This window comes from uncultured Friedmanniella sp., assembly GCF_964244285.1.
Taxonomy (GTDB): Bacteria; Actinomycetota; Actinomycetes; order Propionibacteriales; family Propionibacteriaceae; genus Microlunatus.
In genome coordinates this window covers 113,596-127,105 of sequence record NZ_CAXTHT010000005.1, presented here as the reverse complement: position 1 = coordinate 127,105, position 13,510 = coordinate 113,596, and the positions used below count along the sequence as shown (strand labels likewise).

Sequence of the window (13,510 nt, the reverse complement as noted above, 5' to 3'; positions counted from 1 at the left end):
GGAAAAACGTGCCCGCCGGCCTGACCGCCTACCGCACGGTGCTGACGGACGCGCCGGCGCGAGCGTTCAGCCTGGCCGGTTTCGTGGCCCGGATGCCCATCTCGATGACCACCATCGGCATCGTGCTGCTGGTCTCGCTGAGCACCGGCTCGTTCGGCCGGGCGGGTCTGGTCGCCGGCATCAGCACCGCCGCCGGAGCGGTGAGCGCGCCGCTCTGGGGACGGACCATCGACCGGGTAGGCCAGGCCCGCGTGCTGGTCACCACCAGCCTCACCTTCACCACCGGCCTGGCGCTGCTGGCGGCGAGCGTGCTGGCCGGCTGGCCGCTGGCCCTGACGCTGCTGGCCGCGGCGGTCGTCGGCCTGGGCTTCAACTCCTCCGGGGCCGCCGTCCGGGCCCGGTGGAACCACCGGCTGCAGGGCTCGCCGCTGCTGGAGACCGCCTTCGCGGTCGAGGCGGTGCTGGACGAGGTGATCTTCATCGTCGGGCCCGTCCTGGTGACCTTCCTGGCCACGGCCGTGCACCCGGTCGCCGCGCTGGGCACGAGCGCGGCGCTGGGGTTGGTGGGCTCGTTCGTCCTGGCCAGCCGTCGGAGCACCGAGCCGCCCCGGCACCCCCGTCGCGCAGCCGCGGCGGCACCGGCCCGGCTGAGCCCGACGGCGCTGCTGCCGATGGTGTTCGCCTCGGTGGCGCTGGGCGCGATCTTCGGCGGGATGGAGGTCGTGGTGGTCGCCTACGCCACCGAGTCCGGGCTCCTTCCCTACGCCGGCGCGTTCCTGATGGCCTGGGCCGTGGGCTCGCTGGTCGCCGGGGTGGTGGTGGGCACGATCACCTGGCGCCGGCCCCCCGCGTTCCGGTTCCGCGTCGGCGCAGCCGCGCTCGCCCTGTCCCTGGTGCCGTTGCCCCTGGTCGGGGCACCGGCGCTGGTCGCCGTGCTGCTGACGGTCAGCGGGATGGCCATCGCCCCGACCATGATCGCCTCGGTGGGCGTGACCCGCGCGCTCGTACCCCAGGCTCGGCTGACCGAGGCGCTGGGCTGGAACTCCACCGGGCTGGCCGCCGGGCTCGCTCTCGGGGCCTCCGTCCTGGGCCAGCTGGTGGACCGCGGAGGCCCGCAGCTGGGCTTCACCGGCGTCGTGGGTGCCGGGGTGCTGCTGATCCTCGCCGCCCTCGGGGTCCGCAGCAGAGGGTAGGAGAGGCCGAGCGCGGACGCTTCAGTCGAGGTAGGCGGCCAGCGAGTCGGCGACCGGAGCCGGGACGAAGCCGGTGGCCTCGATCTTGGCCAGGTTCAGGGCGCTGTGCCGGGGGCGCGGCGCGAGGGTCTTGCCGGCACGGTACTCCGCCGTGGTCACCCGGGTCACGTCTGAGACGGGCCGGCCGTGGGCGGTGAACACCGCGGTCGCGACGTCGGCCCAGCTCATCACCTCGCCGCCGCCGCTGATGTTGTAAGTCCCGTACGGGGCCCCGATGCTCAGCAGGTGGTCGACGGCGCGGGCGATCTCGGCGGTGAAGGTGAGCCGGCCGTACTGGTCGTCGACGACGCCGGGCGCGATGCCGCGGTCGGCAAGCGAGGCCATGGTGGAGACGAAGTTCTTGCCCGCACCGATCACCCAGCTGGTCCGCAGGACGTAGTGAGCCGGCAGGGTGGCGACCAGCGCGTCGCCCGCCGCCTTCGTCTGGCCGTAGACCCCGAGCGGTGAGAACGGCTCGTCCTCGGCGTGCTCGGTGGCTGTGCCGTCGAAGACGTAGTCCGAGGACACGTGCACCAGGGTGCAGCGGTGCTCGCGGGCCGCGGTGACCAGCGCAGCCACCCCGCTCACGTTGGCGGCCCAGGCGGCCGCGCGCCCCTCGTCGGTCTCCGCCGCGTCGACCGCGGTGTAGGCGGCGGCGTTCACGACCACCCCGTACGGGGAGAAGTCGAACGCCGCGACCGAGGCCGGGTCCGCGAGGTCCAGCGCCGCCCGGGTGACCCCCGTCGCCTCGGGCCAGGCCTCCAGCAGCGCCCGTCCCAGCTGGCCGCCGGCCCCGACCACGAGCGTGCGGCGCGGACGCATGGGCACCACGTCGGCCAGCCGCGGGTGCGCCCGGTCGGCGTCGGAGAGCTCGGCCTGCTCCAGTGGGATCGGCCAGCCGATGGCCAGCGTCTCGTCAGCCAGGTTGACGAAGGTGTAGGAGTCCTTGGCCGCCAGGCTCCAGTGGTCGTTGACCAGGTAGGAGTAGGCCGTCTCGTCCTCGAGGGTCTGGAACGCGTTGCCGACCCCGCGCGGCACGAAGACCGCCGTCTCGGGTCCCAGCTCGAGGGTCACGCAGGTGCCGAAGCCAGGGCCCGGACGCAGGTCGACCCAGGCGCCGAAGATCCGCCCCCGGGCCAGCGAGACGAACTTGTCCCACGGCTCGGCGTGGATGCCCCGGGTGGCGCCGGCCGCGGTGTTGAACGAGACGTTGTTCTGCACCGGCCCGAAGTCGGGGACGCCGAGGTCGGTCATCTTGCGGCGCTGCCAGTTCTCCTTGAACCAGCCGCGGTTGTCGGCGCGGACGTCCAGCGCGACCACCAGCAGGCCGTCGATCGCGGTGGGGGTGACGCTCAAGGCAGCCACCGGCGTCACTGGCCCTGGGTCGCGTACTTGGCCTCGGTCTCGGCCTTCTGCGGACGCCACCACTCCTGGTGAGTCCGGTACCACTCGATGGTGGCGGCCAGGCCGGCCCTGAAGTCGGGGTAGGCCGGCGCCCAGCCCAGCTCGGTGCGCAGCTTGGTCGAGTCGATGGCGTAGCGGAGGTCGTGTCCCGGTCGGTCGTTCACGTGGTCGTAGGCGTCGCGTGGCTGGCCCAGCAGCTCCAGGATCGTCTCGACGACGTCGCGGTTGTTGAGCTCCCCGTCCGCCCCGATCAGATAGGTCTCCCCGATCCGGCCGTCGTCGAGGATCCTCAGGACGGCCGAGCTGTGGTCGTCGGCGTGGATCCAGTCCCGGACATTGGTGCCGGCGCCGTACAGCTTGGGCCGGCCCCCGTCGAGGACGTTGGTGATCTGGCGCGGGATGAACTTCTCGACGTGCTGGAACGGCCCGTAGTTGTTGGAGCAGTTGCTGATGGTGGCCTGGACGCCGAACGAGCGGACCCAGGCGCGGACCAGCAGGTCCGAGCCCGCCTTGGTCGAGGAGTAGGGGCTCGACGGGTTGTACGGCGTCGACTCGGTGAAGCGCTCCGGGTCGTCCAGCTCCAGGTCGCCGTAGACCTCGTCGGTGGAGATGTGGTGGTAGCGGGTCTCGGAGTGCCGGACCGCTTCGAGCAGGGTGTAGGTGCCGATCAGGTTGGTGGTGAGGAAGGGCGACGGGTCCAGCAACGAGTTGTCGTTGTGCGACTCGGCCGCGAAGTGCACCACCACGTCGCAGTTGGCCACCAGCTGCTCGACCAGCCGGGCGTCGCAGATGTCGCCCTGGACGAAGGTGAAGCGGTCCGGCGGCAGACCCTCGACCGAGCGGGGGTTGCCGGCGTAGGTGAGCAGGTCCAGCACCGTCACCGTGTCGTCGGTGTGGTCGAGCACGTGACGGACGAAGTTCGAGCCGATGAAGCCCGCTCCGCCGGTCACCAGGTAGGCGGTCATCGGCTCAGCCGATCCGCCGGCAGCAGCGCGGCTCTGTGGTGACGTCGGGACGCAGGGGGGCCGGAGGGGGTCGCCATGGCCGACATCCTAGGAGACGGGCGGCACGTTGCCGGCGCGTTCGTGCGTCTCGCGCAGCCGGATGACAGACTCGGGCCCCATGCGAGGCATCATCCTGGCCGGCGGTTCCGGCACCCGGCTGCACCCGGTCACGCTGGGCATCAGCAAGCAGCTCGTCCCGGTCTACGACAAGCCGATGATCTACTACCCGCTGTCCACGCTGATCTTCGCCGGCGTCCGCGACGTGCTGGTGATCACCACCCCGCACGACGCGCCCGGCTTCGAGCGGCTGCTGGGCGACGGGTCGCAGTTCGGCATCTCGATCAGCTACGCCACGCAGCCCTCGCCGGACGGTCTGGCCCAGGCGTTCGTGATCGGGGCCGACTTCATCGGCAACGACCACGTCGCCCTGGTGCTGGGCGACAACATCTTCTACGGCCCCGGGCTGGGTACGCAGCTGCAGCGCTTCGCCACCGTCGATGGTGGCGCGGTCTTCGCCTACTGGGTGGCCGAACCGAGCGCGTACGGCGTGGTCGAGTTCGACGCCGACGGCCGGGCGATCTCGTTGGAGGAGAAGCCGGCGCAGCCGCGGTCGAACTACGCCGTGCCCGGCCTCTACTTCTACGACAACGATGTGGTGCCCGTGGCCCGGGGTCTGGCCCCCTCGCCGCGCGGGGAGTACGAGATCACCGACGTGAACCGGCACTACCTGGAGGCCGGCAAGCTGCAGGTCGGCGTGCTGCCCCGCGGGACGGCCTGGCTGGACACGGGGACGTTCGAGTCGATGAACGACGCCAACAACTTCGTCCGCACGATCGAGGCCCGGCAGGGGCTCAAGGTCGGCGCGCCGGAGGAGGCGGCCTGGCGGCAGGGCTTCCTCACCGACGACGAGCTCGAGGAGCGGGCGACGAAGCTGCTGAAGTCCGGTTACGGCACCTACCTGGTCGACCTGGTCCAGCGCCACCGGCAGACGCTCTGACGGCCACAGCGGCGGAGAGCCCGGCTCAGGGCGGCCACACCCTCGGGGCGGTGCTGGCCGGGATCGTCACGGCGCTCGTCGGCTTCTCCTCCTCGTTCGCGGTGGTGCTCTCGGGCCTGGCCGCCCAGGGCGCGAGCACGAGCCAGGCCGCGTCCGGGCTGCTGGTGCTCAGCCTGGCGATGGCGCTCGGGATCGTGGTGCTGGCGCTGCGGTACCGGATGCCGCTCACGCTGGCCTGGTCCACGCCGGGCGCCGCCCTGCTGGCCAGCGGCCACGGTGGGACTCCCCGCTGGTCGGCCGCCGTCGGGGCGTTCCTGGTGGTGGCCGCGCTGACCGCGCTCACCGGGTTCTGGCCGTGGCTCTCGCGGCAGCTGGCGGCCATCCCCATCGCCATCGCGAACGCGATGCTGGCCGGGGTCCTGCTGCCCATCTGCGTCACCGCGTTCGCCACGGTGGGGCGGACTCCGGGATACGCCCTGCCCATCCTGCTCACCTGGCTGGTCGGCTACGCGTTCATGCGGCGCTGGGCCGTGCCCCTGGCCCTGGTCGCGGCCCTGGTCGTGGTGGCTCTGACCCTCGACGAGGCCCCGACGACGGGCGCCCTGGTGCCCCACCTGAGCTGGACGACGCCGACGTTCGACTGGCGGCTGGTCGTCGGCCTGGCCGTGCCGCTGTTCCTGGTCAACATCGCCTCCCAGTACGCGCCGGGCGTCGCGGTGATGAGCACCTACGGCTACCGCGTGCCGTGGCGGCCGACGATGGTGGTGACGGCCGGCGTCTCGGCCCTCGCCGCCCCGTTCGGCGGCCACGCGGTCAATCTGGCGGCCATCTCCTCCGCGCTGGCCGCCTCCCCCGAAGCCCACCCCGACCCGCGCCGGCGGTGGATCGCCGCCGTCTCCGCTGCCGGCGGCTACGTGGTCCTCGGTCTGGCCTCGGCCGCCGCCGCGTTCGTGCTGACCCACTCCCCCACCGGGCTGGTCATCACCGTGGCCGCGCTGGCGCTGCTGGCCCCGCTCGGCAACGCGCTGCATCAGTGCCTGGCCGTGCCCGAGGACCGCGAGGCCGCGGTCATCACCTTCGTGGCCACCGCGTCGGGCCTCAGCCTGTTCGGGGTCGGGGCGGCGTTCTGGGGCCTGGCCTCCGGCCTGGTCGTGCGGACCCTGCTCCGCGCCGTCCGGGCCCGACGGCCGGCCTAGAACCTCGGGTCCTGGGGCATGGACGGGTCAGGCAGACTGGGGCCACGCCCAGTCCGACGTCCTGCTGATCTCCGGGGCCGGGCGGTTCGCCGACCCGTGGCACCCGTTCCCGGAGACCTCCGCCGCGCTGACGGCGGCGCTCCAGGCCCGCGACTGCAGCGTCGAGCTCAGCGAGGACGCCGACGCCGCGGCGGCTGCCCGGAGTACGACACTCGAGGCCGGGCTGCCGACCCTGCCGGTGCACTCGACGCGGACTGCGTTTCCGGAGTGGCCGCTCTGGCTTGAGATCGCCGGCGGCGGCTGGACCTTCGGCACCACCTACCATCCCGACTACGCGGCGGCCGAGGTCCAGGCACGGCGCGACCACCCGATCACCGCCGGACTGGACCGGCTGAGCATCACCGACGAGCGCTACACCGCGCTCCGGGTGTCCGAGACGTCGCAGGTGTTCCTCGAGCACGAGGAGGACGGCGTCCGGCACCCGCTCGCGTTGACCCGCACCGGTCGGCCGGTCACCGGTCCTGGCCGAGGCGCTGGGTCACGACGCCGCCTCCTACGCCGCCGCCGGTCGGGCTCAGCTGCTCGAGCGCGAGCTGGACTGGCTGCTCTTCGCGGCCCCGGCCTAGTCAGGCCCGTCCGGGTCAGGCGCGCTCCGGGTCAGGCCGGCGGCTCGTCGTGGCCCGACTCCTCGGCCTCGTCGGCCTCCTCCTTGGTGTGGTGCACCGCCCCGTCGGCGTGCTCGGGCGGGCCGTAGACGGTGTAGAGCACCAGCGGGTTGGGGCCCGTGTTGACGAAGTTGTGCTTGGCGCCGGCCGGCACGCAGACCAGGTCACCCTGGGCGACCTTGCGCTTGCTGCCGTCGACGGTCGCCTCACCGATCCCGCTGACGAAGGTGAGGATCTGGTCGGTGTCGGGGTGGACCTCCGCGCCGATCTCGCCGTCCGGCGGGATGGTCATGATGACCAGCTGGGTGTGCTCGCCGGTCCACAGGACGCGGCGGAAGTCGGGATTGGTCTCGGCCTCGGTGGCGATGGTGAGGTGCTTCATACCTCCACTTCTACCCGATGGCCCTCACCCGACACCGCCGGCCCTCAACTCCTGGGCTTCCTCGGCCACCCGCCGACCTGGGGGACCTCCAGCGGCGGCCGCGAGCCGAAATCGATCTCGAACGTCGGGTACTCGGGTTGCGGGCAGGGGTCGCCCCGGTACCCGAGCCGTAGGTAGAAGGGAGCCGACCGGGTCTCGTGGGCCTGCCACTCCAGGTAGCGGACGCGTCCGCCCGCCCAGTCGACGACGGCAGCCATCAACGAGCGGCCCAGGCCCTGCCGGCGGACGGCCGGGTCGACGTAGAGGTCATGCAGCCGCGCCGTACGGTGCTCGTCCCCGGTCCGCACGTGGGTGCCGCGGTCCTGCGCCGCCGCGTACCCGACGAGTCGGTCACCCGCGTGGCATCCCACCAGGGACCAGCACGGATCCCGCCGAAGTCGCTCGAACCTTGCTCGCGCCGCCGGCTCCTCGGACCCGGTGCCCATCGCCTGCAGCATCGGCCACAGGGCCGGCCACTCGGCCGTGACCAGCGGCCCGACGAGCCCGGCCGCCGTCACCGGCGGCCCCGCCGCGCCCTGAGGTAGTCGGCCACCACGTACTCGCCGAGCCGGCCGATGTCGGGAGTGAAGACGCGGCCACCCGCCCGGCGGGCGATGGCGTCCACGAACCGGGCCAGCCCCTCGTCGTCGCCGAGCATGAACGTGTTGAGCGTCGCGCCGTAGCGACCGAGCTCGTCGACCTGGGCGATGGTGGCCCGCAGCGTCTCCGTCGTGGTCGGCCAGCGGAAGTACGCGCCGCCGTCGCCGGTCAGGTGAGCGGTCGGCTCGCCGTCGGTCACCACCAGCACCACCGGCTCGGCGTCAGGATGCCGCCGGAGGTGGCGGGACGCGATCAGCAGGGCGTGCTGCAGGTTGGTGCCCTGCAGCATCGTCGGCTCGATCTCGGCCAGCTCGACCGGAGACAGCCGCTGGGCCGTGCGGTTGAAGCCGATCACCTGCAGCGCGTCCTGCCGGAACCGGGTCTCGATCAGGTGTTGCAGCGCCAGCGCCGTCTGCTTCATCGGACCCCAGCGGCCGTCGGCGAACATCGAGTACGACAGGTCGACGCACAGCGCCACCGCGGCGCTGGTCCGGCGTTCGGTCTCGGTCACCTCGAAGTCCTCGACGTCGAGGGTCACGCCCGTGTTCCCCGCGCCTGCCGAAGGGCCGAGACCGGATCTCCGCAGCGCGTTCGCGACCGTACGGGAGGCGTCGATGGGCAGCTCGTCGCCGAACTCCCAGGGTCGGGTCAGCCCGGTCGGCTCGTCGGCCGCGCCGGTGCGGTGGTCCTCGTGGTCGCCGTGACCGGCGGCGGCGATCTGCGCGAACACCCGCTTCAGCGCCGTCTGACCCAGCCGACGAACCGCCCGGGGCGTGAGCCGCAGCCCGTCGTCGGTCCGGGTCAGGAAGCCCTGCTCCTCCAGCTCGCGCTCGAGGTCGCGCAGCCCCTGGAAGTCCCGCAGCGCCTCGTTCCCCAGCCGCTTCTCGAGGGTGTCCACGTCGACGTCGTCGAGGGTGGCGCCCGAGTAGCCCTGGGCCAGCTGGTTCTCCAGCGCCTCCAGGTCGGCGAGCTCGGCGACCGCCTCGACGGCCTCGCTGTAGCCGAGCGACGCACCCCCGGGCCGCATCCCGGCGTCGGAGTCGCGGTCCAGACCGGGCCGCAGCGAGCGCAGGTTGTCCGACAGCTGGGCCATCTCCGAGGCCAGGTCGGCGTCGCCGAGCGCCTGGCTCATCAGCTGGCCGAGCTGCTCGCGCTGCTCCGGGCTGAGGGACGCCATCATCCGCTGGGCCGCCGCCTGCCGTCGGGCGAGGTCGTCGATGAGCTCCTCGACCGTCTCCGGCTGTTCGGGGAAGAACTCCCCGTGACGCGCCATGAAATCCGCGAACTGGTCGGTGGTGTCCTCCTGCCGGGCGTGGGCGGCGAGCAGGGCGTTCAGGTCGGCCAGCATGTCCTTGACCCGCGCCATCGCCTCCGGGTCGGGCGACTCGAGCGCCTGCTTCATGCCGGCGAACTGGGCGTCCAGCACCTCGCGCCGCAACATGTCCTGGATGGCGTCGTAGGTGGCCTTGGCCTCGGGCGAGGTCCACTCGTAGGAGTCGAGTGCCCGGACCGCGCCGGCCACGTCGTCGGGCAGCGTGTCCAGCTCCATCTCCGCCATCCGCGCCTCGTCGCCCTCGGCGCCGGCCAACGCCTCACGCTCGGCGGCCAGCGCCTGGTCGAGTGCGGCCCGGACCTGGTCGAGCGTGCCGCCGAGGTCACCGCGTCGTCGCGCCGCCGCCCGAAGCTTGCGCAGCTTCTGGGCCAGCTTGTCCAGGCCGCCACGGCCGTCCAGCCCGCGGCGCATCAGGTCCCGCAGCGAGTCCCTGACGTTCCCCGCCGACATCACGTCGCTGCCGATCTGGTCGATCGCCGCCCGGACGTCGTACGGCGCCGCGAGCGGGTCCGGCCCGCCCCGCCACGGGCCGTAGCGGACGTTGCGGTGCGGATCGGGGCTCTCGTAACGCTCAGCGCTCACGACGTCAGCCTAGGTCGGGTTGGAAGTAGCTAGTCAGGGTTCTCCGCGCTCGGAAACCGTGACTGGCTACTGACGGCGGGGCCGAGTGCCCACCGGTCCCGCCGCCGGTCGCGCTGGAGGCCGTCGGCGCGAGCGGCGGACATCCGTGACAAGAGGCGTCGGCGATGACGGCGGACGTCACCGCTGTCCGCGCGGACCACTATCAGACCAGCACGCTCGAACAGCTCCTCACGGACGTTGTCGGCGCGGTGCTGGTCCCGGTCGCGGTGTCCGCCCTGGATCCCCGACCCCGTCCAGGTCGATCCGTCGTACTCAAGGACAAGTCCCGCCTCGACGTCGAGCAGATCAGGGATGCCGAGCGGGCGCCCACCGAGGTCGGTGACGGGACGGTTGACCAGAGGGCAGGGGAACCCGAGCTCCGCTGTGTAGAGCAGACGTAACCGCGTCTCCCAGGTGCTGCGGACGCCGGGACGGGCGAGCTCGACGGCTCTCCGGACGAGAAGGCCGCCACGCTGACCCGGTGCTGGCGCCAACTGACGGCGCTCGACCAACCCAGCGGCGAGCATCGCATCCAGAGACACCACCGCCTCCGTCAGGTCGTGAGCGTCACGGATCAGGTCGAGCGTCGTGCGTTGCGGTGTGGTGACCGGGATCCCAGCACGCAGGATGACCTCCCCGGCACCCAGCCCCCGCTGGACGTACCGCCGACCCGGCGCAGTCGGCCGGTGCAGGCCCGGAGGCAAGCAGATCATCACCGGCAGCGCCTCCAGGGCGAGGTCGTCAAGCCCGTCGAGGAGGTCGGCCCCGCAGGCGTGTCCTGCTGCCCAGCCGCCGATCGCCGCCCTTGGAGGTAGGACCGCTGCGGCCTCGACGATTCGCTGAGCCGGCGTGTGAGGCACACCGGACGGGACGTAGCACCCGCGGCTGGTCCGACGCCAGCCGGGACCGTTGAGAACGTGCCAGGTCAGCCCGTCTGCCTCGAGCTCAGCCACCGGTCGTGGCCGGACAGCGGTCCGTTGCTCGCGTTCAAATCGTCCCACCGGGGCAGCATGCTGGGCGCGAGTGCCCCGTGCGAGTTGTCCACAGACCTCTCCTGGGACCTAGTAGCCAGTCTCGCTCATCGAGCTCTCAGGAGCGTGACTGGCTACTGATGACCGGCTCAGGCCGCGCCGTAGACCGTCCGGCCGTCGACGGTCTCCTTCTCGATCCGGCGAGTGAGGTGCAGGCCCTCGAGCACGAACTCGACGGCGGAGGCAACCTGACCGCGGCTGGCGGCGTCGCCGTAGCCCAGCCGGTCCAGCACCTTGGACAGCCCCGAGACGCTGCCCAGCTGGGTCAGCAGCTCGCGTGCGGGCACCAGCTCGCCGGTCTCGACAACCGCGCCCTCGGCGAAGACGCCGGTGAAGCCGGCCAGGTCGAGCCCGCCGAGGCGGTCGCGGAAGGTGGCGGCGACAGCGAGCCGCAGCAGGTGGTCGAGGACGGCGCGCTCGCGGCCCTCCTCGCCCATCTCGAACTCGACCTTGCCCAGCAAGGTCGGCAGCACCACGCCGATGTCGCAGATCCGCGCGACCGCCTCGTCGTCGCCGGTCCGGGCCGCCCGGCGCAGGGCCGAGGCCGACACCGCCTCCGCGGCCGCGATCGTGAACCGGGCCGACACCCCCGAGCGCTGGTCGACCGAGGTGGAGCCGCGCAGGTTGGCGGTGAAGCGGGCCAGCACCTCCAGCAGCGGGTCGCCGACCTCGGCCACCACCTCGGCCTCCTGGCGCAGCAGGGCCACCTCGTCCCCCAGCTCGGTGAGGTAGTGGGTGCGGATCTCGGCGCCGAAGCGGTCCTTCAGCGGGGTGATGATCCGGCCGCGGTTGGTGTAGTCCTCGGGGTTGGCCGTCGCCACCAGGAACAGGTCCAGCGGCAGCCGCAGGGAGTAGCCGCGGACCTGGATGTCGCGCTCCTCGAGCACGTTGAACAGCGCGACCTGGATCCGCTCGGCGAGGTCCGGCAGCTCGTTGAGGCCGAACACGCCCCGGTTGGCCCGCGGGACCAGGCCGTAGTGCACGGTCTCGGGGTCGCCGAGGGTCCGGCCCTGGGCGACCTTGACCGGGTCGACGTCGCCGATCAGGTCGCCCACCGAGGTATCCGGCGTGGCCAGCTTCTCGGTGTAGCGGTCGTCGCGGTGCCGCCAGCTGAGGGGCAGGTCGTCGCCCAGCTCGGCGGCCAGCGCCTGGCAGCGGACGCAGACGGGCGCGTACGGGTCGTCGTGGATCTCACACCCCTCGACGTCGGGGCTCCACTCGTCGAGCAGCTGCACGAGCGTGCGCATCAGCCGCGTCTTGCCCTGGCCGCGCTCGCCGAGGAGCACGAGGTCGTGCCCGGCCAGGATGGCGCCCTCGAGCTCGGGCAGGACGCTGTCGTCGAAGCCGACGATGCCGGGAAAAGCGGTCTCGCCGGCCCGTAGCCGGGCGAGGAGATTGGTACGGAGCTCGTCCTTGATCCCGCGGGTGGTGTGGCCCGACGCCCGCAGCTGACCCAGGGTCGTGGCGGCGGGGGCGGTCGGGGTGGAGGGGTTCGCCTCGGTCATGGGCGAAACCCTACGACCGGGCCTCAAGGGCTCGCCTCCCCCGAGGAGGCGACGGCGGACGATAGGTTGGGCACTCACACGTCCGTCTGAGGAGCCGCCACAACCGATGCGCAGCGCGCGACTGGTGGGACCCGGCCCCGAGGGCACCTCGCTCATCCTGGCCGACGAGGACGGGGAGGAGCTGTCGCTCACGGTCGACGACCGGCTGCGGGAGGCCCTCCGTCCCCCTCGCCGCCCCCGGCACGAACCACTGGAGACCCCGATGGACAGCTCACTCAGCCCCCGCGACATCCAGACGCGGATCCGGGCCGGCGAGACGCTCGAGGACGTCGCGCAGGCCGCCGGTGTCGCCTACGAGCGGGTGGAGCGCTTCGCCGCGCCGGTGCTGGCCGAGCGCGAGCACATCGCGCTGGTCGCCCTGTCCTGCCCGGTCCGGCGCCGGGGCGAGACGTCGGGCCACCGGCTGCTCCGGGCCACGGTGGCCGAGCGGCTGCTCAAGCGGGGCGTGGACGCGGACACCGTCGACTGGGACGCCCACCGGCTGGCGGACGGGCGCTGGGGCGTCACCGCGAGCTACGAGCTGGCCGAGGAGCGTCAGCAGGCCGCCTTCATCTACGACCTGCGCGGTCGCTACTCCGTCGCTGCCGACGAGCTGAGCCGCTGGCTGATCGGCGAGGAGGCACCCGGGACGACCGGCCGGCGTCGGAGCGTGGAAGCCGCCGACGAGCCGACCATCGACCTCAGTGACGAGCTGGCCCTGGTCCGCGTCGTCCAGGAGTCCGCGCCCGAGCCCGCGACGCCGTCGCCTGACGACCTCGGCGCGCTGAACGCCCTGCTCGAGGAGGACACCGACCTGCCGCCGGTCCGGACGCTGCGGTCCGTGCGCCCCGAGGAGTCGGGCCCGGAGGAGTCGGGCCCGGAGGAGTCGGGCCCAGAGGAGTCGGGCCCGGACGACCTCCGGTCGGAGGATCCCGAGCCGGCGGAGCCGGAGCCCGAGCCGGAGCAGCCGGACGCCGACGTGGCGGATCCCGGTCCGGGACACTCCGAGCTCGGGACGCTGTACGCGATGCTCGGCTCCGACGGCTACAGCGAGGACTCCCCTCGCGTCTACGCCGGCCTGAGCGACGCCTCGGCGGTGCCCGAGACCGCCGGCGGCGGCTGGGAGCCGGCCATCGTCGTCAACTACCCCGTCGAGCCGAGCCCCGCCGAGGAGGCCGACCTGCCGGCCGCCGAGCACCCGGACCGCACCCAGGTGCCGATGGACGACCTCGCGTCGGTCGAGCTCGGCAGGCCGGTCGACGAGGCCGGCGACGACCAGCCGCCCGGCACCGACGAGCCGGCGCCGCCGTACGCGCGGACCGACGAGGCCGACCGGGCACAGGAGAACGAGGAGTTCCAGCTCTCGGAGCCTCCGACGCCCAAACCGGCCAAGCGCAAGCGGGCGGCCGTCCCGAGCTGGGACGAGATCATGTTCGGTGGGCCCAAGCCCCCCGCCTGACCT

The 13,510-nt window shown here is 72.8% G+C and carries 11 protein-coding genes; 5 read left to right on the top strand and 6 right to left on the bottom strand.

What is annotated here, in order from left to right:
- Nucleotides 1–8: 8 nt before the first annotated feature.
- Nucleotides 9–1,193: an MFS transporter gene (locus tag ACFE7W_RS13665; RefSeq protein WP_375425353.1), complete on the top strand. Its 1,185-nt coding sequence runs from the start codon at nucleotides 9–11 to the stop codon at nucleotides 1,191–1,193.
- Between the two features lie 21 nt (nucleotides 1,194–1,214).
- On the opposite strand, the gene ACFE7W_RS13660 is transcribed toward ACFE7W_RS13665, so the two are convergent.
- Nucleotides 1,215–2,606, bottom strand: coding sequence for a sugar nucleotide-binding protein (locus tag ACFE7W_RS13660; RefSeq protein WP_375425352.1), 1,392 nt, complete (start codon nucleotides 2,604–2,606; stop codon nucleotides 1,215–1,217).
- Nucleotides 2,603–3,601: a dTDP-glucose 4,6-dehydratase gene (rfbB, locus tag ACFE7W_RS13655; protein ID WP_375425351.1), complete on the bottom strand. Its 999-nt coding sequence runs from the start codon at nucleotides 3,599–3,601 to the stop codon at nucleotides 2,603–2,605. The genes ACFE7W_RS13660 and rfbB overlap by 4 nt, the downstream gene beginning before the upstream one ends.
- 157 nt (nucleotides 3,602–3,758) lie before the next feature.
- On the opposite strand from rfbB, the gene rfbA reads away from it, so the two are divergent.
- Nucleotides 3,759–4,637 (top strand): glucose-1-phosphate thymidylyltransferase RfbA, encoded by an 879-nt coding sequence (gene rfbA / locus ACFE7W_RS13650; protein WP_375425350.1) that lies wholly within the window; start codon nucleotides 3,759–3,761, stop codon nucleotides 4,635–4,637.
- Nucleotides 4,638–4,687: 50 nt separating this feature from the next.
- Complete coding sequence (locus ACFE7W_RS13645; protein WP_375425349.1) at nucleotides 4,688–5,833, top strand: benzoate/H(+) symporter BenE family transporter; 1,146 nt, start codon at nucleotides 4,688–4,690, stop codon at nucleotides 5,831–5,833.
- Nucleotides 5,834–6,490: 657 nt separating this feature from the next.
- Here ACFE7W_RS13645 and ACFE7W_RS13640 read toward each other — a convergent pair.
- Genes ACFE7W_RS13640 through ACFE7W_RS13630 form a run of 3 tightly spaced genes read right to left on the bottom strand, consistent with a single transcriptional unit; the run spans nucleotide 6,491 to nucleotide 9,434 of the window.
- Nucleotides 6,491–6,880: a cupin domain-containing protein gene (locus tag ACFE7W_RS13640; protein WP_375425348.1), complete on the bottom strand. Its 390-nt coding sequence runs from the start codon at nucleotides 6,878–6,880 to the stop codon at nucleotides 6,491–6,493.
- A 44-nt stretch (nucleotides 6,881–6,924) separates the two neighbouring features.
- A complete protein-coding gene (locus ACFE7W_RS13635) occupies nucleotides 6,925–7,437 on the bottom strand; it encodes a GNAT family N-acetyltransferase (protein ID WP_375425347.1) in 513 nt (170 codons plus the stop codon).
- Entirely contained in the window at nucleotides 7,434–9,434 is a 2,001-nt protein-coding gene (locus ACFE7W_RS13630) for a VWA domain-containing protein (RefSeq protein ID WP_375425346.1), read from the bottom strand. Before ACFE7W_RS13630 ends, ACFE7W_RS13635 begins: the two co-directional genes overlap by 4 nt.
- Before the next feature lie 164 nt (nucleotides 9,435–9,598).
- Here ACFE7W_RS13630 and ACFE7W_RS13625 point away from each other — a divergent pair, with 164 nt between their 5' ends.
- Nucleotides 9,599–9,874 (top strand): hypothetical protein, encoded by a 276-nt coding sequence (locus ACFE7W_RS13625; RefSeq protein ID WP_375425345.1) that lies wholly within the window; start codon nucleotides 9,599–9,601, stop codon nucleotides 9,872–9,874.
- A 719-nt stretch (nucleotides 9,875–10,593) separates the two neighbouring features.
- Here the strand turns inward: ACFE7W_RS13625 and ACFE7W_RS13620 are convergent.
- On the bottom strand, nucleotides 10,594–12,009 hold the full coding sequence (locus ACFE7W_RS13620) for a sigma 54-interacting transcriptional regulator (protein WP_375425344.1): 1,416 nt from the start codon (nucleotides 12,007–12,009) through the stop codon (nucleotides 10,594–10,596).
- A 106-nt stretch (nucleotides 12,010–12,115) separates the two neighbouring features.
- Between ACFE7W_RS13620 and sepH the strand changes: the two genes are divergently transcribed.
- Entirely contained in the window at nucleotides 12,116–13,507 is a 1,392-nt protein-coding gene (sepH, locus tag ACFE7W_RS13615; protein WP_375425343.1) for a septation protein SepH, read from the top strand.
- Nucleotides 13,508–13,510: the final 3 nt, after the last annotated feature.